Source organism: Ectopseudomonas khazarica (assembly GCF_017915135.1).
Taxonomy (GTDB): domain Bacteria; phylum Pseudomonadota; class Gammaproteobacteria; order Pseudomonadales; family Pseudomonadaceae; genus Aquipseudomonas; species Aquipseudomonas khazarica.
Genome location: NZ_CP068551.1, coordinates 816,136 through 840,092 on the forward strand (window position 1 = coordinate 816,136; position 23,957 = coordinate 840,092).

A 23,957-nucleotide genomic window follows, 5' to 3' on the forward strand; every position below is an offset into this window, starting at 1 on the left:
CGGAGGGTCAACCGCCGAGCAAACGTCATCTTGCTTGCTTAAATTTTCCGACTGGCCGCCCGCAGGCCAGGCTTTCTCATGGGAGAACCCGATGTCCGCACGACGCACCCGCAAAGACGACGGCAGCCAATGGACCGTAGCCGATAGCCGCAGTGTCTACGGCATTCGCCACTGGGGCGCCGGCTATTTCTCGATCAACGATGCCGGTCGCGTCGAGGTGCGTCCCAACGGGCCCGACAGCCAGCCCATCGACCTCAGCCAGCAGGTCGAGGAGCTGCGCCAGAGCGGTCTGTCGCTGCCGCTGCTGGTGCGCTTCCCGGACATCCTGCAGGACCGCGTGCGTCGCCTCACCGGCGCCTTCGACTCCAGCATCGAGCGCCTGGAATACCAGAGCCGCTACACCGCGCTGTACCCGATCAAGGTCAACCAGCAGGAAGCGGTGGTCGAGAACATCATCGCCACGCAGAACGTTTCCATCGGCCTGGAAGCCGGCTCCAAGCCCGAGCTGCTGGCCGTGCTGGCGCTGGCGCCGAAGGGCGGCACCATCGTCTGCAATGGCTACAAGGACCGCGAGTTCATCCGTCTGGCGCTGATGGGGCAGAAGCTCGGCCACAACGTGTTCATCGTCATCGAGAAGGAATCCGAGGTGCGCCTGGTGATCGAGGAGGCGGCCGAGCTCAAGGTCGCGCCGCAGATCGGCCTGCGCGTGCGCCTGTCCTCGCTGGCCTCCTCCAAGTGGGCCGACACCGGCGGCGAGAAATCCAAGTTCGGTCTCTCGGCCGCGCAGATCCTCCAGGTCGTCGAGCGCTTCCGCGCGGCCGGGCTGGACCAGGGCATCCGCCTGCTGCACTTCCACATGGGCTCGCAGATCGCCAACATCGCCGACTACCGCAAGGGCTTCCGCGAGGCCATCCGCTACTACGGCGAGCTGCGCGCCATGGGCCTGCCGGTCGATCACATCGATGTCGGCGGCGGCCTCGGCGTGGACTACGACGGCACCCACTCGCGCAACGCCAGCTCGATCAACTACGACATGCAGGACTACGCCGATGCCGTGGTCGACATGCTCAAGGAGTTCTGCGACCGCCAGGAAATCCCCCATCCGCACATCTTCTCCGAGAGCGGCCGGGCGATGACCGCGCACCACGCCGTGCTGCTGGTGCAGGTCACCGATGTCGAGCGGCACAACGACAAGGTGCCGGAGATCGATCCGAGCGTCGAACAGCCGGAAATCCTCCAGGTGCTGATCGAGCTGCTCGACGACAGCGATCCGGAAATGGTCGCCGAGACCTACTGGCGTGCCACCCACTACATCGAGGAAGTGGCCGCGCAGTATTCCGCCGGCAAGCTGAGCCTGGCGCAGAAGGCCCTGGCCGAGCAGTGCTACTTCGCCATCTGCCGTCGCCTGCACAACCAGCTCAAGGCCCGTCAGCGTTCGCACCGCGCCGTGCTCGACGAGCTCAACGACAAGCTGGCCGACAAGTACATCTGCAATTTCTCGGTGTTCCAGAGCCTGCCGGACACCTGGGCCATCGGCCAGATCCTGCCGATCCTGCCGCTGTCGCGCCTGGACGAGGAGCCGCTGCGCCGTGCCGTGCTGCAGGACCTGACCTGCGACTCCGACGGCAAGATCCGCCAGTACGTCGACGAGCAGTCCATCGAGACCAGCCTGCCGGTGCACGAGATCAAGGAGGGCGAGGACTATGTGCTGGGCATCTTCCTGGTCGGTGCCTACCAGGAGATTCTCGGCGACATGCACAACCTGTTCGGCGACACCGACTCGGTGAACATCTACCAGGCCGCCGATGGCAGTGCGGTGCATGCCGGCATCGAGACCCACGACACCATCGAGGACATGCTGCGCTACGTGCACCTGTCGCCCGAGGAGCTGATGACGCATTACCGCGACAAGGTGGCCAGCGCCCGGATCAGTGCCCGCGAGCGCACCCAGTTCCTCGACGCGCTGCGCCTGGGGCTGACCCGCTCCTCCTACCTGGCGTCCTGATGCTCAACTGATCGCCTCGGCCAGGCGTCGAGCCAGGTGCAACGCCTGCTCGGCGCTGGCGATATTGGTGAAGCCCAGCAGCAGCCCGCTGCCGCAGGGATGCTGCCGCGACCACTCCGACAATGCCATCACTGCCAGCCCGGCGCCTTGTGCGCGGGCTGCCAGGGCGCGGTCGTCCTCGCGCTCGTCGAGCCGGGCCAGCAGATGAATGCCACCGGCCTGCAACTCGACGCGCAGGCGTGAACCCAGGACGTGTTGCAGCGCCGTGGCCAGATGAGCGCGGCGCTCGGCATAGAGCGCACGCATGCGCTTGAGGTGGCGGGCGAAGTGGCCCTGGTCGAGAAAGTCTGCGGTGATCGCCTGAGGCAACGCCGGACAGCCGTGATCGAAGTCCTGTGCGCAGGCGGCGAAGCGCGCCACCTGTGCCTGCGGTACCACCAGGTAGGCCAGGCGCAAGCCGGGGAACAGCACCTTGCTGAAGGTGCCGCAGTACAGCACGCGGCCGGCATGGTCGAGGCTCTTCAGGGCCGGCAATGGGCGACCGACGTAACGGTACTCGCTGTCGTAGTCGTCTTCGATGATCCAGGCCTGGCGGCTCGCCGCCCAGTCGAGCAGGGCCAGTCGCCGGGGGAGGCTCAGCGACACGCCCAGGGGGCTCTGGTGGGACGGCGTGACCAGTGCGCAGCGGGCATCCGGGGCGAGCGCCTGGCCGCGCTCCACGCAGAGTCCGTGTTCATCCACCGGCACCGGGACGAGCGTGACCTCGCTGCCCTCGAGCATCTGGCGTGCCTTGAAATAGCCCGGGTCTTCGAACCAGCAGCGGTCGCCGGCCTGCAGCAAGGCCTGGCGGATCAGCAGCAGGGCGTTGCGATAGCCGGCGGTGATGAAGACCTGTTCCGGCTCGCAGGCGATGCCGCGCGACACCCCCAGATAGCGCACCAGGCTGCGCCGCAGCGCGGGCAGGCCCTGTGCGGGTGGGTAGTTGAGGTCGGGGCTGCTCAGCTGGCGCAGGTGGCGCGCGCCGAGCCGGCTCCAGAGCTTGCGCGGGAAGCTGTCCAGGGCCGGCAGGCCGAGCTGGAACGGCAGCGCCTCTGCGCTCGGCTCATCGCCTGAGCGCGAGGCCTGGCGCTGTTTGGCGGGCAGCACAGGGTTGCCGGGGGCATGCGGCAACTGTGGGGAGACCACGGTGCCGGCCGGCCCGCGCGGCAGCAGATAACCCTCGCCGACCAGCAACTGGTAGGCCGCCTCTACCGTTCCGCGCGCCAGATTGAGCTCGCTGGCCAGGGCGCGAACCGAGGGCACGCGTTCACCTGGCTGCAGGCGGCCCTCGGCGATCGCCTCGCGCAGGCGCTGATAGAGCTGCAGGTAGATCGGTGTCGCCTTGTCGCGTGCGCTTTCCAGGCGAATGCTGTACATGCCTATGTCCTAATCGATTCGATGATTCTTGGCTCTACTGACTATGCCATGTTCCGCCTAGAGTGGCGGCCATCTTCGATGGAGAACCGCCATGATTTCCGACTACCGCTGCGACTGGCTCGACGACCCGGACGAACTGCGTGCCTGCCTGCCCCTGATGCGCGTATTGCGCCCACACCTGAGCGACGCCGACGATTTCGTCCAGCGCCTGCAACGCCAGGCCGAGCAGGGTTATCGCCTGCTGGCGGCGCGCCAGGGCGACGAGGTGCTGGGCCTGGCCGGTTGTCGCCTGCAGGAGAACCTGCTGCACGGGCGCTTCTTCTATGTCGATGACCTGGTGACGCGCGAGGACCTGCGTAGCCAGGGCATCGGCGAGCGGCTGCTGGATGAGGCGCGGGCCCAGGCACGCCGCCTGGGCTGCGCCAACTTCGTGCTGGACACGGCGCTGGGCAACGCACGCGGGCAGCGTTTTTACTACCGTCAGGGTTTGCTGGCCATCGGCATGCACTTTCGCGAGGTGCTTTGAAATGCAGCGAATCCTCCTGTTGGAATGCGGCCCCTTCGGTCGCCAGAGTCGCGGTAGCGGCCTGGCGCAGGAGCTGGTCGAGCGTCTGCGTCAGCGTCACCCCCAGGCCCAGGTGCTGGAGCGCGACCTGGCGAGCGAGCCCTTGCCGGCTCTGGCCGCGGCCTATGCCGAGGCATTGGTGGCGCAAGCGCCTGGCGACGATCCGGCGTTGCAGGTCTCCGAGCGACTGATCGGCGAGCTGGAAGGCAGCGACTGCCTGGTGATCGCCACGCCGATGCACAACTTCACGGTGCCGGCGGCGCTGAAACTGTGGATCGACTACGTGCTGCGCATCGGGCGCAGCTTCGCCGCCACCGAGGCTGGCAAGGTGGGGCTGCTGGCGGATCGTCCGACCTTCGTCGTGGTGAGTTCGGGCGGTTTCTACCGTGGCGAGCAGGCGAGGCAGCCGGACTTCCTCACCTCCTACCTGCGCCATGTGCTGAGTACCATCGGTATCCACGACCTGGAGTTCATTCACCTGCAGGGCCTGGTCCGCGGCCAGGCGCATGCCGAGGCGATGCTGGCGCAGGCGCGCGCGCAGCTGGATGCCAACCCCCATCTTGCTGCGCCGGGAGTCCTGCCATGAGCGCGTTGCGCCAGCCCTATTACGATCTGTCCGGCGAAGCGATGCAGGGTCTGCTCGCCACCAAGGCCGCGCTGGAGCGTGGCCCGCTGGGCAAGGAACTGATCGAACTGCTCTATCTGCGCGTCTCGCAGATCAACGGCTGTGCCTACTGCCTGGAGAAACACAGCGAGTCGCTACGTGCGGAGGGTGTGCCCCAGGCCAAGCTGGACGGCCTGGCCGGTTGGCGCGTGAGTCGTCATTTCCAGGCGCGTGAGCGAGCGGCGCTGGCCTGGGCGGAGTCGTTGAGCGAGATCGCCCGCAGCCATGCCGACGATCAGGACTACCAGCCGCTGGAGGCGCACTTCAGTGCCAGGGAAATCTCCGACCTGACCATTGCCGTGGCCCTGATGAGTGGCCTCAATCGCCTGGCCATCGGCATGCGTCTGTGACGCTCAGCCCGCGCTGATCACGCCATAGCCACGCGCCATCAGCGCGGCCAGCAGGGGAATTACCAGCAACAGCAGCAGTTCCAGGCGGATGGTCCAGGTCACCAGGCGCAGTTGCCTGGGGCTGGGCTCCGGGACCTGGCCGGCCTGAACCGCGTTGCGCCAGTTGAAGAAGACATAGGTCGGCAGGATCGACAGCAGGCCGACCAGGATGAACAGGCCGACCTTGGCATGGAACAGGCTGTTGCCCAGGTAATAGTCGGTGCCCTTGGCGAACCACAGTACGCGGGCGACGCCGGTCGCCAGGACCACGCCGGCACAGATGCCGTAGGCGATGTCGGTGATCATCAGGCTGCGCGCGCGTGACAGGTCCAGCGGCGCCTTGAACAGCACGTGCTCGATGCTGAGCAGGGCGAACAGGGCGAAGATCGACAGGTAGTGCAGGTAGGCGACGAGGGCAGCGGCCATGCGGGTTCCTCTCCGGATCAGGGGGCGAGCAGGCTGCGGTTGCGGCCTTCGTGCTTGGCGCGATACAGCGCCTGGTCGGCGCGCTTGAGCGCCGCGCCGCTGCTCTCGCCGGGGCCGAGCAGGGCACAGCCGAGGCTGACGGTCTGCTGCAACTGCGTGTGCTCGAGCACGATGGGCTGGCTGGCGATGGCCAGGCGGATGCGTTCGGCGATCAGCAGCAGCTCCTGGTCATCCTTCACCAGGGCGAGGATGACGAACTCCTCGCCGCCGTTGCGCGTGACCACGTCCTGCGGGCGTACCGTCGCGCTCATGCGCCGTGCGCTTTCCCACAGCACGTGGTCGCCGGCATCGTGGCCATGCTCGTCGTTGACCCGCTTGAAGTGGTCCAGGTCGCAGTAGATCAGGCCGAGCTGCAAGCCGCTGCGCTCGGCCACCGCCTGCTCCAGCGGCAGGAAATGCAGCAGCCCGGCACGGTTCCACAGCTGCGTCAGGGGGTCGAGCATGCCCTTGCGCTGCTCGCGGCTCAGCGCATCGCGCAGGTCATCGGCCTGGTGGGCGCAGTGGCGTAGTTGCAGGTAGCCCTGCACCACGTAGGCCAGATCCCTGAGTCGCATCAGCTCCTGGCGATCGAGGCGGCGCGGTGCCGGGTCGATCAGGCAGAGCGTGCCGAGCGCCTGCTGCTGGGCATCGAACAGCGGGTGGCCGGCATAGAAACGCACGTGCGGGGCGCGCAGTACGATCGGGTTGTCGCAGAAACGGCTGTCGCGGTGGCTGTCCTCGACCACCAGCGGCGTATCCTGCAGGATCGCGTGGGCGCAGAACGACACCGCGCGTGGGGTCTCGGCGACCTCCAGGCCCTGGCGACTCTTGAACCACTGGCGCTCGTTGTCGATCAGGCTGATCAGCGCCGTCTTGACCCCGAACAGGTCGCGGGCCAGACGGGTGAGCGCATCCAGGTAGGGGTCGGCCGGTGTGTCGAGCACGTCCAGGCTCTCCAGGGCCTGCTGGCGTTCAGTTTCATTCGCGGGTAGCGGTGCACTGAGCATCGGTGATCACTCCAGGGGGAAACCAGAGGTTGCGACGATTCATGCTCCAAGCATAGCCCCCGAGAACCAGGCTTCGCAGCCCCATGAATGCCAGAAATGCCAACCACAGCCCGTGGTTGCCCAGGCTCTGCAGCCACCAGGCCAGCGGCAGGCTCAGCGCCAGGGCGATGAGCATGGCGTCGCGCATCTCGCGGGCCCGCGTGGCACCGATGAACAGGCCGTCGAGCAGGTAGCTCCACACGGCCAGCAAGGGCAGCACGGCCAGGTATGGCAGGAACACCTGGGCCAGCGCGCGTATCTCGCTGATGTCGGTGAGCAGGGCGACGAAGCAGTGGCCGCCGAACAGGAAGAACAGCGCGAAGCCGATGCTGGCCAGCAATGACCAGGCACCGGCCACCAGCAGGGCACGCCTCAGCGCATGGCGATCACGGGCGCCGAGCGCATGACCGCACAGCGCTTCGACGGCATGCGCCAGGCCATCGAGGGCATAGGCGGTCAGCGTCAGGCCGTTGAGCAGCAGGGCATTGGCTGCCACCGTGGCGTCGCCCAGGCGCGTGCCTTGCACGGTGATCAGAAAGAACACCAGCTGCAGCGCCAGCGTGCGGATGAAAATGTCACGGTTGACCGCCAGCAGCGGGCGCCAGCTGCTCCAGCGTTGCAGTGCGCGGCCGTCCAGGTGGCCGGGGTAGCGTGCGAGGGCGCCGCGAGTCAGCCACAGGCCGAGCAGGGCGCCGCTCCATTCGGCTATCACCGAGGCCCAGGCCGCGCCAGCCACGCCCCATTCGAGGCCGAGCACGAACAGCAGGTCCAGCCCGACGTTGAGCAGGTTGGCGGTGAGCAGAATGGCCAGCGGCCCGCGTGCGCTCTGCGTGCCCAGCAGCCAGCCGATCAGGGCATAGGTCGCCAGGCTGGCGGGCAGGCCGAACAGGCGAATCTGGAAGTACTGGCGCGCCAGTTGATCCAACTCGGCCGACGGCTGCATCAGGCTCAGCGCCGCGCTGCTGAAGGGAATGGCCAGCAGGCTCAGCAGCAGTGCCAGGCACACGCCCAGGCCGAGGCCCTGCAGCAGCACCTGGCGCAGCGCGCCGCCATCGCCACGGCCGGCCGCCTGGGCGGCGAAGCCGGTGCTGCCCATGCGCAGAAAGCCCATGGCCCAGGTCAGCAGGGTGTACAGGCTGCCGCCGACCGCCACCGCCGCCAGCTGGTGCGCATGCGGCAGGTGGCCAACCACGGCGGTATCCACCAGGGCCACCAGCGGCACCGAGAGGTTGGAGAGGATCATCGGCGCGGCCAGGGCCCAGACCTTGCGCTGGGTCGGGGCGTGGCGCCAGGCGTCGAGCAGGGCGGACATGGACGGCTCCGGCAAAGCGGCGATTATAGGCACAGGGCTGTGCTGCCCGCATGCCGTGGCAGGAGTGTGAGTGGCTTGGCGAATTCGTCGGGACGGCTCGTCGCTGGGGGGATGCCTCGGCTATAGTTGTCGGCTTCTGCGCCCCCCGATCATGGAGCCCGCAATGCCGAACAAAGGACTGCTTCTGGCCTTGGTACTGAGTCTGCTCAGTGCCTGTGATTCCTCTCAACCTCCCGCCACGGTGACCCCCGCCGCCCCTGCCGCGCAGCAGGCCGAGGCCGCGAGACCCGCAGTCGATCGCGAGGCGCTGGCCAAGCGCTACGCCGGTCGCGAGCTGGAGGTGGTCGACGTTTCCGAAGTGCAGCTCGACGGCGCCAGCACGCTGTCGGTGACCTTTTCCATTCCCCTCGATCCCGAGCAGCCCTTCGCCGAGCGCCTGCATCTGGTCGACAGCACCAGCGGCAAGGTCGACGGCGCCTGGGAGCTGACCGAGAACCTCAGCGAACTGCGCCTGCGCCACCTGGAGCCCAAGCGCAAGCTGGTGCTGACCGTCGATGCCGGCTTGCAATCGATCAATGGCGGCAAACTGGCGAGCGAGCATGTCAGCCGTTTCCAGACCCGCGACCTGCAGGCCAGCGTCGGCTTCGCCAGTCGTGGCTCGCTGTTGCCCACCCGCCTGGCCGAGGGCCTGCCGGTGATCGCCCTGAACGTCGACAAGGTCAATGTCGAGTTCTTCCGCATCAAGCCGGATATGCTGCCACGTTTCCTCTCGCGCTGGGGCCGCGCCAGCAACCTGGATACCTGGGAAGCCCGCGAGCTGCTGCCGATGGCCGATCTGGTCTACGGCGGGCGCTTCGACCTCAACCCGGCGCGTAACACCCGCGAGACCCTGCTACTGCCGATCGCCGGCCTGGAGCCGTTCAAGCAGCCCGGCGTGTACCTGGCGGTGATGCGTGAAGCCGGCAGCTACAGCTATTCGCAGCCGGCGACCCTGTTCAGCCTCAGCGACATCGGCCTGTCGGCGCATCGCTACCAGGATCGCCTAGATGTCTTCACCCAGGCGCTGGAGGGCGGCAAGGCCCAGTCCGGCGTGCAGCTGGAGCTGCTCGACGGCGAAGGCGCACTGCTCGCCGAGGGCAAGACCGATTCCGCCGGCCATGCGCAATTGCCGCTGCCGGCCAAGGCCCAGGTGCTGCTGGCCAAGCAGGACGAGCAGACCAGCCTGCTGCGCCTGAACACCCCGGCGCTGGACCTGGCCGAATTCGATATCACCGGTCCCAAGGCCCACGCCCTGCAGTTCTTCGTGTTCGGCCCGCGTGACCTCTATCGCCCAGGCGAGACCGTGCTGCTCAATGGCCTGCTGCGCGATGCCGATGGCAGCCCGGTGAAGGCTCAGCCGATCAGCGTCGAGGTGCGTCGCCCGGATGAGCAGGTCAGCCGCAAATTCGTGTGGAACGCCGACGAGGGTGGCCTCTATCAATACCAGCTGCCGCTGGCCGAGGAAGCGCCGACCGGGCGCTGGCAACTGCTGCTCGACCTCGGCGACGGCAGCCCGCAGCTCTATGAATTCCTCGTCGAGGACTTCCTGCCCGAGCGCATGGCGCTGGAACTCAAGGGTCAGGAACAGCCTTACGCACCGAGCGACAGCGCCGAGTTCGCGGTGACCGGGCGTTACCTCTATGGCGCACCGGCCGCCGGCAATCGCCTGAGCGGGCAGCTCTACGTGCGCCCGCTGCGTGAAGCCGTGGCGAGCCTGCCCGGCTACCAGTTCGGCGATATCACCGAGGCCGACCTGAGCCAGGACCAGGAACTCGACGAACAGAACCTCGACGATGAAGGGCGTGCCGTACTGCGTCCGGAGAACCGCTGGAGCGACGCCAAGTCGCCGCTGCGTCTGATCCTCCAGGCCAGCCTGCAGGAGTCCGGTGGTCGCCCGATCACCCGGCGCCTGGTGCAGCCGGTATGGCCGGCCGAGCGCCTGCCCGGTGTGCGCGGCCTGTTCGACGGTGAAGAGGTCGATGCCGACAGCCTCGCCGAGTTCGAAATTCTCGTGGCCGACGCCGATGGCAACAAGCTGGCCGCCGATAACCTCAACGTGCGTCTGGTGCGCGAGCGCCGCGACTACTTCTGGAGCTTCTCCGACGGCGAGGGCTGGCGCCACAACTACAACGAGAAATTCCTCACCCTCAGCGACGAGCCGCTGAAGATCGCCGCCGGCGGCACCGCCAAGGTCCGCTTCCCGGTGGAGTGGGGCCCGTATCGGGTCGAGGTGGTGGACAACCAGACCGGTCTGGTCAGCAACCTGCGCTTCTGGGCCGGCTACCGCTGGCAGGACAACGCCGACGGCGGCGCGGTGCGCCCGGACCAGGTCAAGCTGGCGCTGGACAAACCGGCCTACGCCGCCGGCGACGTGGCCAAGATCACCGTCACTCCGCCGGCTGCCGGCAATGGCTACCTACTGGTCGAATCCAGCGAGGGGCCGCTGTGGTGGCAGGAAATCAGCGTGCCGGCCGAAGGCAAGACCTTCGAGCTGCCGATCGACAAGCAGTGGGCGCGGCATGACCTGTACCTGAGTGCCCTGGTGGTGCGCCCCGGTGAGCGCAAGGCGCAAGTCACGCCGAAGCGTGCCGTGGGCCTGCTGCACCTGCCGCTGGAGCGTGCGCCGCGCAAGCTGGCGGTGAGCCTGGACGCGCCGGAGAAGATGCGACCCAAGCAGCCGCTGAAGGTCAAGGTCAGCGCGCGCAACGCCGATGGCAGCATTCCCGAGACGGTGCGCGTGCTGGTTGCCGCGGTGGACGTCGGCATCCTCAACATCACCAGCTACGCGACGCCCGACCCGTTCGCCAACTTCTTCGGGCGCAAGGCCTATGGCGCCGACCAGCTGGATATCTATGGCCAGCTGATCGAGGCGCAGGGCCGCGTCGCCAGCCTGGCCTTCGGGGGTGACGCCGGCCTCGCCGCCGGTGGCAAGCGCCCGGACACCAGCGTGCTGATCGTCGCCCTGCAGAGCGATGCCTTGAAGCTCGACGCCAAGGGCGAAGGCGAGGTCAGCCTGGACATCCCCGACTTCAACGGTGAGCTGCGGCTGATGGCGCAGGCCTGGACCGATGAGCGCTTCGGCATGGCCGAGGCCAAGACGGTGGTGGCGGCGCCGCTGGTCGCCGAACTGTCGATGCCGCGCTTCCTCGCCGGCGGCGACGAAACCACGCTGGCGCTGGACCTGACCAACCTCTCCGGCAGCGAGCAGAAGCTCGACGTGCAACTGGGCGTGGAAGGCCAGCTGCGTCTGCTCGGCAAGGGCGAGTCGCCGATCAACCTCAAGGACGGTGAACGCACCACGCTGCGCATTCCGGTACGGGCCGAAGGTGGCCTGGGCCAGGGGCGCATCCATGTCGAGGTGCAGGGCCTGGCGCTGCCGAACGAGGCGCTGGGTGATTTCACCCGCGAGTGGACACTGGGCATTCGTCCGGCCTACCCGGCGCAGCTACAGCACTTCCGTGCCGTGCTGGGCGAGGGCGAGCCGTGGAGCATGCCGGCTGGCACCCTGAACCAGTTCGAACCGGCCGGTCTGGAGGCGGTGCTGGCGCTGTCGAGCCGGCCGCCGCTGAACCTCGGCGAGCAGATCCGCGCACTCAAGGCCTATCCCTACGGCTGCCTGGAGCAGACCACCAGTGGCCTGTACCCCTCGTTGTATGCCGATGCCGCCAGCCTCAAGCGACTTGGCCTGGAAGGCGAGCCCGACGAGCAGCGGCGCAAGAGCATCGAGCTGGGTATCGAACGCCTGCTCGGCATGCAGCGCCACAGCGGTGGTTTCGGCCTGTGGAGCGCCGAGAGCGAGGAAGAGTACTGGTTGACCGCCTACGTCACCGACTTCCTCCTGCGCGCCCGCGAGCAGGGTTTCGGCGTGCCGGCCGAGGCGCTGAAGAAAGCCAACGATCGCCTGCTGCGCTACCTGCAGCAGAGCAGTCTGATCGAGGCCAGCTACAGCCAGGACTTCGCGCACACCCGTTTCGCCGTGCAGGCCTATGCCGGCTACGTGTTGGCGCGCAGCCAGCAGGCCCCGCTGGGGGCCCTGCGCAGCCTGTTCGACCGGCGCAACGACGCCCGTTCCGGTCTGCCGCTGGTGCAGCTGGCGGCGGCGCTGAAGCTGATGGGCGATGGTCCGCGTGCAGGTCAGGCTCTGGCTGCCGGGCTGAGCCGCAAGCGTGATGGCGAGCGCTGGATGGCCGACTACGGCAGCCCGCTGCGTGACCAGGCGCTGATCCTGTCGGTGCTCGAAGAGAACGACCTGGCTGCCGAGCAGAGCGAACAGCGCCTGTTCGATCTGGCCGATGAACTGGCCGGCAGGCGCTGGCTGTCGACCCAGGAGCGCAACTCGCTGTTCCTTGCCGGTCGCGGCATTCTCAGCAAGCCGGAGCAGAACTGGCGCGCAGCGCTCGCCAGCGGTGCCTTCCAGTTCGAACTGAGCGACCAGCAGCCGGGCATCAAGCTGGAACGCGCCGAACTGGCGGAGCCGCTGAGCGTGAGCAACGCCGGCAGCGCCACGCTGTACCAGCAGCTGACCCTGTCCGGCTACCCGACCCAGGCGCCGCGAGCTGGAGGTGACAACCTGAGCATCGAGCGCGAGTACCTCGGCATGGATGGTCGCCCGCTCGATCTGCAGCGCCTGGACAGCGGCGAACTGGTGCTGGTGCACCTGGCCGTGCGCGCCAAGCAGCGCGTGCCCGATGCACTGGTGGTCGACCTGCTGCCCGCCGGCCTGGAGCTGGAAAACCAGAACCTGGCGCAAAGCGCTGCGAGCCTCGACGACGCGGGCAGCAGCGTCAAGGAATGGCGCCGCTCCATGCAGAACGCCCGCATCAAGCACCAGGAATATCGCGGTGACCGCTACGTGGCCGCCGTGGACGTCGAAGGCTACGGCACCACCCACCTGCTGTACCTGGCCCGCGCCGTGACCCCCGGCAGCTACCGCGTGCCGCCACCCCAGGTGGAATCGATGTACCGGCCCAGCTGGCAGGCGCTGGGCAGCTCGCCGGGTACTCTGGTGGTGCGGGGGCGTTAGAAACGGCCCTCTCCCCAACCCTCTCCCATAAATGGGAGAGGGGGACGACCGCATCAGGTTCTGCTGGCGCGTCAGACCGCGCCCTCTCCCGCTTGCGGGAGAGGGCAAGGGTTCAGGGAGGAACCATGACGTTACTCGACAACGCCAAACGCCTACGTCGCGAGATGACCGATGCCGAGCAACGGCTCTGGTACTACCTGCGTGGGCATCGTTTCCTCGGTCTGAAGTTCAAACGGCAGAAACCCATTGGTCCTTACATCGTCGATTTCATCTGCACCGAGCGCTGGCTGGTCATCGAGCTCGATGGTGGGCAGCACCTGCAGCAGGGGGAATACGATCAACAGCGTGAACGTTATCTACAAAATCGAGGTTATCGTGTGCTGCGCTTCTGGAATCATCAGCTACTGGCTGAAACGGAGGCCGTACTTGAACAGATTCGTCTTGAAATCGGCGAGCAAGATGGTCCGTGAACGTTGCCGCGAGGCTTCGCAGAATACTGATCTGCTCCCCTCTCCCATAAATGGGAGAGGGGCTGGGGGAGAGGGTTGTGCATGCACCGCCTAGTCCGTCGCTGGCTCCTGATTTTTCTGCTGCCCCTGGCCCTGCTCTGGCTCGCCGACCAGTTGTTCCCGCTGCCCTTGCCCGAGGACGACCTGGCCCGTGTGGTGCTGGCCGAGGATGGCACGCCGCTGTGGCGCTTCGCTGACCATGACGGCGTGTGGCGCTACCCGGTGACGTCGGACGAGGTCTCACCCTACTACCTGGAGGCCTTGCTGACCTACGAGGACCGCTGGTTTCGTCAGCACCCCGGGGTGAATCCGCTGGCGCTGGCACGGGCGGCCTGGCAGAACCTGACGGGTGGGCGCGTGGTGTCCGGCGGCAGCACGCTGTCGATGCAGGTCGCGCGTCTGCTCGACCCGCACAGCCGCGACCTGCCCGGCAAGTTCAAGCAGCTGTGGCGTACCGCGCAGCTGGAATGGCACCTGTCCAAGGACGAGATCCTTACCCTTTACCTGAACCGGGCGCCGTTCGGCGGCACCTTGCAGGGGGTGGCGGCGGCGAGCTGGAGTTACCTGGGCAAGCCGCCGAGCCAGCTGACCCGCGCCGAGGCGGCCCTGCTCGCAGTACTGCCGCAGGCGCCCAGCCGGTTGCGCCCGGACCGCCATCCGCAGCGCGCCCAGGCCGCACGTGACAAGGTGCTGCGCCGCCTGGGCGAGTTCCAGGTGTGGCCACAGGCGCAGGTGGACGAGGCGCTGGAGGAACCGGTGTTCCTGGCCCCGCGCCGCGAGCCGAGCCTCGCGCCGCTGCTGGCCAGGCGCCTGAATCGCGCCGGCAGCCCGCCGCTGATCCGCACCACGCTCGACGCCGGCCTGCAGCTGCGCCTGGAAGACCTGCTGCTGGGCTGGCGCGCGCGTCTGCCCGAGCGCACCTCGGCGGCGATCCTGGTGGTCGAGCATCCGAGCATGGCCGTGCGTGCCTACCTGGGTTCGGTGGACATCGGCGATACCGCGCGCTTCGGTCATGTCGACATGGTTCGAGCGCTGCGTTCGCCCGGCTCGACGCTGAAACCCTTCCTCTACGGCATGGCGCTGGATGCCGGGCTGATCCATTCCGAGTCGCTGTTGCAGGACGTGCCGCGCCATTACGGCGACTACCGTCCCGGCAACTTCGCTGCGGGCTTCATCGGCCCGGTGTCGGCCAGCGAGGCGCTGGCCACATCGCTCAACCTGCCTGCCGTGCAACTGCTCGAAGCCTATGGGCCGAAGCGTTTTGCCGGCGAGCTGCGCGGTGCTGGCGTGCCGATCCGCCTGCCGCCGCTGGCCGAGCCGAACCTGGCGCTGATTCTCGGCGGTGGTGGGGCGCGACTGGAGTCCCTGGTGGCCGGCTACAGCGCCTTCGCCCGCGGCGGCATGGCCGCCAAGCCGCGTTTGCAGCCCGGCGATGTGCTGCGTGAGCGGCGCCTGCTGTCCCCGGGGGCGGCCTGGATCATCCGCCGTATTCTCAGCGGCCAGGCCCGTCCCGACCGCGACCCGCGTGCCTACCTGGCGCAGCGCCCGACGCTGGCCTGGAAGACCGGCACCAGCTACGGTTTTCGCGATGCCTGGGCCATCGGCGTCGGTCCGCGTCACCTGATCGGTGTGTGGATCGGTCGTCCCGACGGTACGCCGGTGCCCGGCCAGTTCGGCCTGGCCTCTGCCGCGCCGCTGCTGCTGCAGGTGCATGATCTGCTGGTCAACCGTGACAGCCAGCGCGGCATCGCCGTGCCGCCCGATCCGCAGCCGGCCGAGGTCGGTGTCGCCGCCGTCTGCTGGCCACTGGGGCAGCCGATGAGCAAGGACGATCCCAACTGCCGGCGCCTGCGTTTCGCCTGGACGCTGGAGGGCACCACGCCACCGACCCTGCTGGCGGCCGATCAGCCGCTGGGCAGCGGCCTGCGCGAGCGCTACTGGGTCAACGCCCAGGGCAAGCGCGTCGGCCCCGGTTGTGCGGGGGCCGAGGCGCGGGAACTGGACCTGTGGCCGGCGCCGCTGGAGCCCTGGTTGCCACGCCGCGAACGGCGCAGTGCGCGGTTGCCGGGCGTGGATGCCGATTGCCCGCCGCCGCCGCGCAACCAGGCGGCGCCGCTGTCCATCGTCGGTGTGCGCGACGGTGACCGCCTGCGCAGGCCGCAGGGCAATCACGAGCCGCTGCGCCTGAGCCTCTCGGCCCTGGGCGGCAGTGGTCGACGCTGGTGGTTCCTCGACGGTCGGCCGCTTGGTGACAGCGCGATGGACGCGACCTTCAGCCAGGTCTTCGACAGCGGTCGGCATCAGCTCAGCGTGCTCGACGACGGTGGCCAGACCGCTCGTCTGGAATTCAGCGTCGCCCCCTGAGTGCGCCCGACGCCGCGCAGGCAGGCGCCGGCCGCTCTGCGCGGGCGCCTGGCCGAGCGCCGCGGACGACGCGAGTAAAGTCCGGGCCGGCGCCGCCGATAGGACATCTGTCGGTCACTGATTTGCAATCTGTGTACAATTTTGTATCCAATTGCTCGGTCGAGCTCCGAACCACCTCCGGGAGAACCCTCCATGCGTCTCTGGCAACGCAGTATCCAGTGGCAGTTGATCCTCAGCATGGGCGCCGCTCTGCTGGCCAGCATCCTGATCGTCGTCGGCATCTACTCGGCGGTGGTCAATCGCCTGACCGAGCGCTACCTGATCGAAGAGGCGCTGCCCGCACGGGTTCTGGCGATACGCAACGACCTGGAGCGGGTGCTGACCGCGCCGATCACCGCCAATGCCTCGATCGCCGAGAACAGCCTGGTGCAGGACTGGCTGGCCGCCGGCGAGGACGCGACCCGGCGCGACGAGTTCGCCCGCTACCTCGAGGGCGTGCGCGCTCAGCAGAACGCCATGACCACTTCCATCGTCGCCCTCGCCAGCGGCAACTACACCACCGGTGAAGGGCTGATGCGCACCCTCGACCGCAGCCAGACGGAGAACCAGTGGTTCTATCGCCTGGTCGACAGCGACCGCGACCGGGCGCTGGAGATCGACATCGACAAGACCACGCGCCTGCCCACGCTGTTCATCAACCAGCGCATCAAGCAGGGCGGCAAGACCCTGGGCGTCTCCGGCCTCGGCTACAGCCTGGCGGACATGTCGAAGATGATCAGCGAGTTCCACTTCGGCGAGCGTGGCCAGGTGTTCCTGGTCGACGGCCAGGGCAACGTCAAGGTGCATCCGCGCTCGGAGCTGAGCGGCAGCGGCAAGCTGAGCGAACTCTTCGGTGCCGATGCCGCTCGCCAGGTCCTGGCCGGCGACAGCCATGCGGTGCGTTTCGAGCGTGATGGCGAGATCTTTCTCGCGGTGGCGCAGAAGTTCGCCAGCATCGACTGGCTGCTGGTCAGCGAGGTGCCGGAGGCGGAGGTCTATGCCGAGGCGCGGCAGGCACTGTGGGTGACCAGCCTGATCGGTGTCGCCGTGGCGCTGCTGTTCCTCGGCCTGGTGGTGCTGCTGGCGCGTGGGCTGGTGCGGCCGATTCGTCAGGTGACTCAGGCGCTGGTGGAAATCGGCGGCGGCGGTGGTGACCTGACCCGTCGTCTCGATGAGTCGAGGGCCGATGAGCTGGGTGATCTGGCGCGCGGCTTCAACCGTTTTCTCGCCAGCCAACGCGACCTGATCGGTGACGTGCTGGCGACCAGCGAGCGCCTGCGCACGGCGGTCGGCCAGGTGACGCGGGTGGTGGAGAACACGGCCGGACGTGCCGGCCAGCAGCAGGAAATGACCGACATGGTGGCCACCGCCGTGCATGAGATGGGCCTCACCGTGCAGGAGATCGCGCGCAACGCCAGCAGCGCTGCGCAGTCCTCGCATGCCGCGCGTGACGAGGCGCAGGGTGCGCGCCAGGTGGTCGGGCAGTCCATCGCCCATATCGAGCGGATGTCGGCGGACATCGGCAGCGCAGCCGAGGCGGTCACCGAACTGGCCGACCAGGTGGCTTCCATCGATCAGGTGCTGGCGGTGATCCGCGGGATTTCCGAGCAGACCAACCTGCTCGCGCTCAACGCCGCCATCGAGGCCGCACGCGCTGGCGAGATGGGCCGTGGCTTCGCGGTAGTCGCCGATGAAGTGCGTACCCTGGCCAGCCGTACCCAGGCCTCGACCGATGAAATCCAGCAGATGATCCAGCGCCTCAAACAGGGCGCCGAGACGGCAGTCAGCTCCATGCATGCAGGACAGGCGGCGACCAGCACCGGTGTCGAGTCCAGCCAGCGCACCGGGCAGTCGCTGGGGGCGATCACCGAGCAGGTCGAGCGCATCAGCGACATGAACACCCAGGTGGCGGCCGCGACCGAGGAGCAGAGCTCGGTGACCGAGGAGATCAACCGCAACGTGCAGGGCATCGCCGACCTGGCGCATGCCACCGCCGGTGAAGTCCGTGCCTGTCGCGAGGATTGTCAGACCCTCAGCCGCCTGGCCGACGACCTGACGGGGCAGATGGGCAAGTTCAGGCTCTGACCGGCTCGGCCGAGACCAGGCGGTTGCGGCCTTCGCGCTTAGCCCGGTACAGCGCACTGTCGACGCGACGGAAGAAGGCGTCGGCATCGCTGTCGTGGCGGCTGTTGAAGCAGCCGACGCCGAGGCTGGTGGTCAGCACCAGGCGTTGTCCGGGCAGCTCCAGGCCTTCCTCTTCCAGCTCGCGCCGGAAGTGCTCCGCCAGGTCCCAGGCCTGTGCCAGGGTCGTACCCGGCAGCAGCACGCCGAACTCCTCGCCACCGAGACGCAGCAGGGCATCGGCATCGCGTCGGAAGACCCGGCGCATGCGTTCGGCGAAGGCAGTCAGGCAGGCATCGCCACTGGCATGGCCGTGTTCGTCGTTGACCTGCTTGAAGAAGTCGATGTCCAGCAACACCAGCGACAGCGCTTCGCCCTGGCGTATGGCATTGGCCACCAGGCTGGGGAACAGGTTGTTGAACTGATAGCGGTTGCCCAGTTGCGTCAGGCTGTCGGTACGGCTGAGCAGGTCGAGCTGGCGCTGCTGATCCAGCAGTTTCAGCTCCAGCTCCAGCGTGGCGCGGTACTCACGGTGATTGCGCCCCAGCACCAGGACCAGATAGCCCAGGTAGAAGAGCAGGGTGATCAGCACGGCGTGGCGCTCGTCCCAGTTCGACGCCATCACGGCGAGCCCTGGCAGGTAGAGCAGGATCAGCGCCAGCAGGGCACGTCTGTAGCGCATGGCGAAGTTGAAGGTCATCGCCGTGCTGAAGGCCACGGTGGCGAGCGTGGCGATCAGTTCCGAGCCGTCGTAGGCGTCGCTGTAGAGCGCCAGGGCGTGCGCCTGGCCCCAGCAGAACGCCGTCAGCAGAATCAGCCCCCAGTGACGATCCAGCCAGTGTTTCAGCTGCTGCGGATCGTCGATCGCGTTGGGGCGATGCAGCAGTCGGGCGATCAGCAATCCAGCGAACAGGCAGCTGCCCAGCACGCCACTGACGACGACACCTGCCGGAGAGGCGCTGAATATCCAGGTCAGCAGCCAGGCGAGCAGGTAGAAGAGTCCGCCCACGCGGGTGCGGATGCGCGTGTCGTCCACTTCGCGCCACAGGGCGAAGGTCGTTGGCTGGCGCGGTACTTCGGCGTCGGTCATTTCTCTGCTTGGGCCTCGCTGGGGAGGTCGGCGCCCTCTCCTGGCGTTTTTGTGATCACAGAAGCTATTTCGCCAGAGCATAGCGCTTTTGGCGGGGAGATGAGTGTCGAATCGCCACTACTGTGTGCCGCCTGTCGTTGCCGGCCCCGGTGGGCAATGTCCCGTTACGTTTGCCTGCCTGTGGCGGAAGAACCGTGGGTGTTCGTCGCAGTCGGAGACTGCACTGCGCACGATTGCAACATAACGGGCGCAGGCTGTCGTTCATTCACCTTCATGCGAGCGCCTGCGATGTTGTCCGCTGCCAAGGGGATGCTTGGAAAGCTTCCTGTCCTCAGCCCATGGAAATGGGCGCTGTTGCTGGCCTTGCTGCTGGCGACCTACTCCCTGCGTCTGCTGCATCTCGATGAGCGGCTGTACTTCTGGATCAAGACCTCCTGGCATGCGGATGCCTGGGAGCATCGCAGCCTGTGGCTGCCCGAATACCGGGTGGCGATCGACGCCAAGCCGGTCGCCGGTGTCAGCAACAACTTCTCCGGGCTCAGCTTCGACGATGATCGCCAGCAGATCTGGGCGGTGGTCAACAACCCGGAGCAACTGCTGCGGCTGTCGCCTGAAGGCGAGCTGATCGCACGCTACCCGCTCGAAGGTTTCGAGGATGTCGAGGGCGTGACCTACCTGGGCGACGACCTCTTGCTGCTGGCCGAAGAGCGCAAGCACGCGCTGATCGCCGTCGCCGTTCCAAGGCAACCCGGAGGCGCGATTCGCCGCACGCAGCATCGGGCGCTGACGCTGAGCATCGATCTGGGAGGCAACCAGGGCTTCGAGGGGCTTGGTTACGACCGCGCCGGTGATCGGCTGTTCGTGGTCAAGGAACATTCGCCACGCAAACTCTACGAGGTCAGGGGGCTCAAGAGCAGCCTGCAGGGCCGCTTCAACCTGGAAGTGATCGACCGCCAGGCCTGGATCGACCAGAAGATCTTCGCCAGCGACCTGTCGTCGGTGCATTTCGACGAGCGCACCGGTCACCTGGTGTTGCTGAGCGATGAGTCGAAGCTGCTGATCGAACTCGGCCAGGATGGTCGGCTGATCAGTTTCCGTTCGCTGCTGCGAGGCTTTGCCGGCCTGCACAGCAGCGTGCCGCAGGCCGAGGGCGTGACGTTCGATGGCCAGGGCAATCTCTACCTGGCCAGCGAACCCAATCTGTTCTATCGCCTGCAGCGCCGCTGACTCAGCCGCGGCGGATCATCCAGATACCGGCGACGATCAGCAGCAGGCCTACCACCTTGCCGAAGGTGATCGGCGACTCGCGAAACCCAGCCCAGCCGAAATGATCGAGGGTGATGGCCATGGCCAACTGGCCGGCGATCACCAGCACCATGAACAGCAGGGCGCCGACGCGGGGGCCGGCGAAGGCGGCGGTGGCGATGAAGAAGGCGCCGAGCAGGCCGCCACTCCAGTGCCACCAGGTCAGCTCCCTGAGCAGGCCCAGGCCGGGCAGCTCGCGCTGGCTCAGGGTCATCAGCAGCAGCGCCAGGGTGCCGACGGCGAAGGAGATCAGCGCGGCGGCGAACACGCTGGACAGATGGCGGGCGAGCTGGCCGTTGATGCCGGCCTGCAGCGGCAGCACGGCGCCGGCCAGAAAGGGCAGGGCGAGCAGCCATCCGCTGACTTGATTCATGGGAGCACTCCAGAGGCAGGGAAAGGGCGCCATTATGACGCGCCGGCGCACCCGCGCCGCTATCCGACGAGGCGCCTGGCGAAGCCGGAGGCTTCGGCTAGGCTTGAATGCGATGCGCCCGGCAACGCACCGGGCGTCAGCCTGATTCGGAGAACCCACGATGGACATGAACCGTCGACAGTTCTTCAAGGTCTGCGGCGTAGGCCTTGGAGCATCGAGCCTGGCGGCTCTGGGGGTCGCGCCCCCGGATGCCTTCGCCGACCAGGTGCGACATTTCAAACTGACCAGTACCACCGAAACGCGCAACACCTGCCCTTACTGCTCGGTCGGCTGCGGCCTGATCATGTACAGCCAGGGCGATGCGGCGAAGAACGTGGCGCAGAACATCATCCATATCGAAGGGGACGCCGACCATCCGGTCAACCGCGGCACCCTCTGCCCGAAAGGCGCAGGCCTGCTGGACTTCGTCCACAGCCCCAATCGCCTCAAGTACCCGCAAGTGCGCGAAGCCGGCTCCAGCGAGTGGAAGCGCATCGACTGGGACCAGGCGCTGGACCGCATCGCCCGGCACATGAAGGCCGACCGCGACGCCAATTTCATCGAGAAGAACGAGCAGGGGCAGACGGTCAACCGCTGGCTCAGCACGGGCTTCCTGGCCGCCTCTGCGTCGAGCAACGAGGCCGGCTACATCACCCACAAGGTGGTGCGTTCACTCGGCATACTGGGGTTCGATAACCAGGCACGTGTCTGACACGGCCCGACGGTGGCAAGTCTTGCCCCGACGTTTGGCCGCGGCGCCATGACCAACCACTGGGTCGACATCAAGAATGCCGATCTGGTCCTGATCATGGGCGGCAATGCCGCCGAGGCTCACCCCTGCGGATTCAAGTGGGTGACCGAAGCCAAGGCGCACAACCAGGCCAAGCTGGTGGTGGTCGATCCGCGCTTCACCCGTTCGGCCTCGGTGGCCGACCTGTACGCGCCCATCCGCACCGGTACCGATATCGCCTTCCTCGGCGGGTTGATCAACTACCTGCTGGAGAACGACAAGATCCAGCACGAGTACGTGCGCAACTACACCGACGTCAGCTTTGTGGTGCGCGAGGAGTTCGCCTTCGAAGATGGCATGTTCAGTGGCTACGACGCCGAGAAGCGGCGCTACGACAAGGCCAGCTGGGGCTACGAGATCGGTGAGGACGGCTATGCCGTGGTCGACCCGACCCTGAGCCACCCGCGCTGCGTGTTCAACCTGCTGAAGAAGCACTACAGCCGCTACACCCAGGACCTGGTCAGCAGCATCTGTGGCACACCCAAGGCGCAGATGCTGCAGGTGTGGGAGACCATCGCCGAGTGCTCGGCGCCGGGCAAGGTCATGACCATCATGTACGCCCTGGGCTGGACGCAGCACTCGGTGGGCTCGCAGATGATCCGCACCGGCGCCATGCTGCAGTTGCTGCTGGGCAACATCGGCATGCCCGGCGGCGGCATGAACGCCCTGCGCGGCCACTCCAACATCCAGGGGCTGACCGACCTGGGCCTGCTCTCCAACCTGCTGCCGGGCTACCTCAACCTGCCTGGCGATGCCGAACAGGACTATGCCGCCTACATCGCCAAGCGCGCGCCGAAGCCACTGCGGCCGGGGCAGCTGTCCTACTGGCAGAACTACGAGAAGTTCCACGTCAGCCTGATGAAGGCCTGGTACGGCAAGAACGCCACGGCCGAGAACAACTGGGGCTACGACTGGCTGCCGAAGCTGGATATTCCCGGCTACGACGTGCTCAAGGTCTTCGACATGATGTACCAGGGCAAGGTCAACGGTTACTTCTGCCAGGGCTTCAACCCGATCGCCTCGTTCCCCAACAAGGCCAAGGTCGGCGCGGCGCTGGGCAAGCTTAAGTACCTGGTGGTCATGGACCCCCTGGCCACCGAGACCTCGGAGTTCTGGAAGCACGTCGACGAGTTCAACGATGTCGACAGCGCCAGCATCCAGACTGAGGTGTTCCGCCTGCCCACCACCTGCTTCGCCGAAGAGGACGGTTCGCTGGTCAACAGCGGGCGCTGGCTGCAGTGGCACTGGAAGGGCGCCGAGCCGCCCGGCCAGGCCCGCACCGACATCGCCATCATGGCCGGGCTCTACCATCGCCTGCGCGGGTTGTACGCGAAGGAAGGCGGGGCCTTCCCCGCGCCCATCCTCAACCTCGACTGGTCGTACCTGAAACCCGACGAACCCGGCCCGGACGAGCTGGCCCGCGAGTTCAACGGCAAGGCCCTGAGCGACCTGACCGACCCGGCCAGCGGCGCGCTGCTGGTCAAGGGCGGTGAGCAGCTGTCCGGCTTCGCCCAGTTGCGCGCTGACGGCAGCACCGCCAGTGGCTGCTGGCTGTTCTGCGGTTCGTGGACCGCGCAGGGCAACCAGATGGCGCGGCGCGACAACGCCGACCCCTATGGCATGGGCCAGACCCTCGGCTGGGCCTGGTCGTGGCCGGCCAACCGGCGGATTCTCTACAACCGTGCCTCGGCCGATGTCAGCGGCCAGCCCTGGGATGTCGAGAAGAAGCGCCTGGTGTGGTGGAACGGCAAGGCCTGGGGCGGCACCGATGTGCCCGACTTCAAGGTCGACTCGCCGCCGGATGCCGGCATGAACCCCTTCATCATGAACCCCGAGGGGGTGGCGCGCCTGTTCGCCGTGGACAAGATGGCCGAAGGGCCGTTCCCCGAGCACTACGAGCCGTTCGAGACGCCCATCGGGCGCAACCCGATGCACCCGGACAACCCGGGGGCCATCAGCAATCCGGCGGCCCGGGTGTTCCAGAACGACATGGAGCTGTTCGGCAAGGCGGACGAGTTCCCCTATGCGGCGACCACCTACCGCCTCACCGAGCACTTCCACTTCTGGACCAAGCACTGCCGCCTCAATGCCATCGTCCAGCCCGAGCAGTTCGTCGAGATCGGCGAGGCGCTGGCCAGGGAACTGGGCATCGTCGCCGGCGAGCGGGTCAAGGTGTCGTCCAACCGTGGCTACATCAAGGCGGTGGCGGTGGTGACCAAGCGCATCAAACCGCTCACCGTGGATGGCAAGACCGTGCACCAGGTCGGCATTCCCCTGCACTGGGGCTTCGCCGGCGTGGCGCGCAACGGCTACCTGACCAACACCCTCACGCCTTTCGTCGGCGACGGCAACACGCAGACCCCGGAATTCAAGTCGTTCCTGGTCAACGTGGAAAAGGCATAG

The 23,957-nt window shown here is 67.2% G+C and carries 16 protein-coding genes; 10 read left to right on the plus strand and 6 right to left on the minus strand.

All coding sequences use genetic code 11. The features are described from left to right. Positions 1–91: 91 nt before the first annotated feature. The gene (gene speA, locus JLK41_RS03700; protein ID WP_150607963.1) at positions 92–2,005 is read left to right on the plus strand and encodes an arginine decarboxylase; all 1,914 of its coding nucleotides are present in this window, start codon (positions 92–94) and stop codon (positions 2,003–2,005) included. Between the two features lie 3 nt (positions 2,006–2,008). On the opposite strand, the gene pdxR is transcribed toward speA, so the two are convergent. Beyond that, positions 2,009–3,421: a MocR-like pyridoxine biosynthesis transcription factor PdxR gene (gene pdxR / locus JLK41_RS03705; RefSeq protein ID WP_210390385.1), complete on the minus strand. Its 1,413-nt coding sequence runs from the start codon at positions 3,419–3,421 to the stop codon at positions 2,009–2,011. A gap of 91 nt (positions 3,422–3,512) precedes the next feature. On the opposite strand from pdxR, the gene JLK41_RS03710 reads away from it, so the two are divergent. Genes JLK41_RS03710 through JLK41_RS03720 form a run of 3 tightly spaced genes read left to right on the plus strand, consistent with a single transcriptional unit; the run spans position 3,513 to position 5,000 of the window. Continuing rightward, positions 3,513–3,947, plus strand: a complete 435-nt coding sequence (locus JLK41_RS03710) for a GNAT family N-acetyltransferase (protein WP_051800588.1) — start codon at positions 3,513–3,515, stop codon at positions 3,945–3,947. Between the two features lies 1 nt (position 3,948). Further along, positions 3,949–4,572 (plus strand): FMN-dependent NADH-azoreductase, encoded by a 624-nt coding sequence (locus JLK41_RS03715; protein WP_037052616.1) that lies wholly within the window; start codon positions 3,949–3,951, stop codon positions 4,570–4,572. Continuing rightward, complete coding sequence (locus tag JLK41_RS03720) at positions 4,569–5,000, plus strand: carboxymuconolactone decarboxylase family protein (RefSeq protein ID WP_037052619.1); 432 nt, start codon at positions 4,569–4,571, stop codon at positions 4,998–5,000. The genes JLK41_RS03715 and JLK41_RS03720 overlap by 4 nt, the downstream gene beginning before the upstream one ends. A 3-nt stretch (positions 5,001–5,003) precedes the next feature. Here JLK41_RS03720 and JLK41_RS03725 read toward each other — a convergent pair whose 3' ends face one another. From JLK41_RS03725 to JLK41_RS03735, 3 genes are read right to left on the minus strand one after another with little or no spacing between them, the layout of a single operon-like run. After that, positions 5,004–5,465 (minus strand): DUF2214 family protein, encoded by a 462-nt coding sequence (locus JLK41_RS03725; protein WP_037052621.1) that lies wholly within the window; start codon positions 5,463–5,465, stop codon positions 5,004–5,006. A 17-nt stretch (positions 5,466–5,482) separates the two neighbouring features. Then, positions 5,483–6,511: a GGDEF domain-containing protein gene (locus tag JLK41_RS03730; protein WP_037052623.1), complete on the minus strand. Its 1,029-nt coding sequence runs from the start codon at positions 6,509–6,511 to the stop codon at positions 5,483–5,485. After that, a complete protein-coding gene (locus JLK41_RS03735; RefSeq protein ID WP_210390387.1) occupies positions 6,483–7,862 on the minus strand; it encodes an MATE family efflux transporter in 1,380 nt (459 codons plus the stop codon). Before JLK41_RS03735 ends, JLK41_RS03730 begins: the two co-directional genes overlap by 29 nt. 163 nt (positions 7,863–8,025) lie before the next feature. Between JLK41_RS03735 and JLK41_RS03740 the strand changes: the two genes are divergently transcribed. The 4 genes from JLK41_RS03740 to JLK41_RS03755 all read left to right on the plus strand — a co-directional run bounded on the left by JLK41_RS03740 (position 8,026) and on the right by JLK41_RS03755 (position 17,921). Next, entirely contained in the window at positions 8,026–12,924 is a 4,899-nt protein-coding gene (locus JLK41_RS03740) for an alpha-2-macroglobulin family protein (protein ID WP_210390389.1), read from the plus strand. A gap of 125 nt (positions 12,925–13,049) precedes the next feature. Beyond that, the gene (locus tag JLK41_RS03745) at positions 13,050–13,394 is read left to right on the plus strand and encodes an endonuclease domain-containing protein (RefSeq protein ID WP_152487826.1); all 345 of its coding nucleotides are present in this window, start codon (positions 13,050–13,052) and stop codon (positions 13,392–13,394) included. An 81-nt stretch (positions 13,395–13,475) separates the two neighbouring features. Continuing rightward, entirely contained in the window at positions 13,476–15,797 is a 2,322-nt protein-coding gene (gene pbpC, locus JLK41_RS03750; RefSeq protein WP_210390391.1) for a peptidoglycan glycosyltransferase PbpC, read from the plus strand. Positions 15,798–15,989: 192 nt separating this feature from the next. Beyond that, positions 15,990–17,921 carry a methyl-accepting chemotaxis protein gene (locus JLK41_RS03755; RefSeq protein ID WP_210390393.1) on the plus strand — a complete coding sequence of 644 codons (1,932 nt, stop codon included), beginning with the start codon at positions 15,990–15,992 and terminating at the stop codon, positions 17,919–17,921. On the opposite strand, the gene JLK41_RS03760 is transcribed toward JLK41_RS03755, so the two are convergent. Continuing rightward, on the minus strand, positions 17,911–19,047 hold the full coding sequence (locus JLK41_RS03760; protein ID WP_210390394.1) for a GGDEF domain-containing protein: 1,137 nt from the start codon (positions 19,045–19,047) through the stop codon (positions 17,911–17,913). The genes JLK41_RS03755 and JLK41_RS03760 overlap by 11 nt on opposite strands. Positions 19,048–19,335: 288 nt before the next feature. Here JLK41_RS03760 and JLK41_RS03765 point away from each other — a divergent pair, with 288 nt between their 5' ends. Then, the gene (locus JLK41_RS03765; protein ID WP_210390395.1) at positions 19,336–20,274 is read left to right on the plus strand and encodes an SdiA-regulated domain-containing protein; all 939 of its coding nucleotides are present in this window, start codon (positions 19,336–19,338) and stop codon (positions 20,272–20,274) included. Position 20,275: 1 nt separating this feature from the next. On the opposite strand, the gene JLK41_RS03770 is transcribed toward JLK41_RS03765, so the two are convergent. Beyond that, positions 20,276–20,725, minus strand: a complete 450-nt coding sequence (locus JLK41_RS03770) for a DMT family transporter (protein ID WP_210390396.1) — start codon at positions 20,723–20,725, stop codon at positions 20,276–20,278. Positions 20,726–20,885: 160 nt separating this feature from the next. On the opposite strand from JLK41_RS03770, the gene fdnG reads away from it, so the two are divergent. After that, a complete protein-coding gene (fdnG, locus tag JLK41_RS03775) occupies positions 20,886–23,957 on the plus strand; it encodes a formate dehydrogenase-N subunit alpha (protein ID WP_210390397.1) in 3,072 nt (1,023 codons plus the stop codon).

Excerpts from the sequence above, each read along its gene's own strand:
- JLK41_RS03770 (WP_210390396.1), bottom strand. The coding sequence starts at position 20,725 with ATGAATCAAGTCAGCGGATGGCTGCTCGCCCTGCCCTTTCTGGCCGGC.
- pbpC (WP_210390391.1), top strand. The coding sequence starts at position 13,476 with ATGCACCGCCTAGTCCGTCGCTGGCTCCTGATTTTTCTGCTGCCCCTG.
- JLK41_RS03765 (WP_210390395.1), top strand. The coding sequence starts at position 19,336 with ATGTTGTCCGCTGCCAAGGGGATGCTTGGAAAGCTTCCTGTCCTCAGC.
- JLK41_RS03720 (WP_037052619.1), top strand. The coding sequence starts at position 4,569 with ATGAGCGCGTTGCGCCAGCCCTATTACGATCTGTCCGGCGAAGCGATG.
- pdxR (WP_210390385.1), bottom strand. The coding sequence starts at position 3,421 with ATGTACAGCATTCGCCTGGAAAGCGCACGCGACAAGGCGACACCGATC.
- JLK41_RS03725 (WP_037052621.1), bottom strand. The coding sequence starts at position 5,465 with ATGGCCGCTGCCCTCGTCGCCTACCTGCACTACCTGTCGATCTTCGCC.
- JLK41_RS03745 (WP_152487826.1), top strand. The coding sequence starts at position 13,050 with ATGACGTTACTCGACAACGCCAAACGCCTACGTCGCGAGATGACCGAT.
- JLK41_RS03735 (WP_210390387.1), bottom strand. The coding sequence starts at position 7,862 with ATGTCCGCCCTGCTCGACGCCTGGCGCCACGCCCCGACCCAGCGCAAG.
- speA (WP_150607963.1), top strand. The coding sequence starts at position 92 with ATGTCCGCACGACGCACCCGCAAAGACGACGGCAGCCAATGGACCGTA.
- JLK41_RS03710 (WP_051800588.1), top strand. The coding sequence starts at position 3,513 with ATGATTTCCGACTACCGCTGCGACTGGCTCGACGACCCGGACGAACTG.
- JLK41_RS03715 (WP_037052616.1), top strand. The coding sequence starts at position 3,949 with ATGCAGCGAATCCTCCTGTTGGAATGCGGCCCCTTCGGTCGCCAGAGT.
- JLK41_RS03760 (WP_210390394.1), bottom strand. The coding sequence starts at position 19,047 with ATGACCGACGCCGAAGTACCGCGCCAGCCAACGACCTTCGCCCTGTGG.
- JLK41_RS03730 (WP_037052623.1), bottom strand. The coding sequence starts at position 6,511 with ATGCTCAGTGCACCGCTACCCGCGAATGAAACTGAACGCCAGCAGGCC.
- JLK41_RS03740 (WP_210390389.1), top strand. The coding sequence starts at position 8,026 with ATGCCGAACAAAGGACTGCTTCTGGCCTTGGTACTGAGTCTGCTCAGT.
- JLK41_RS03755 (WP_210390393.1), top strand. The coding sequence starts at position 15,990 with ATGCGTCTCTGGCAACGCAGTATCCAGTGGCAGTTGATCCTCAGCATG.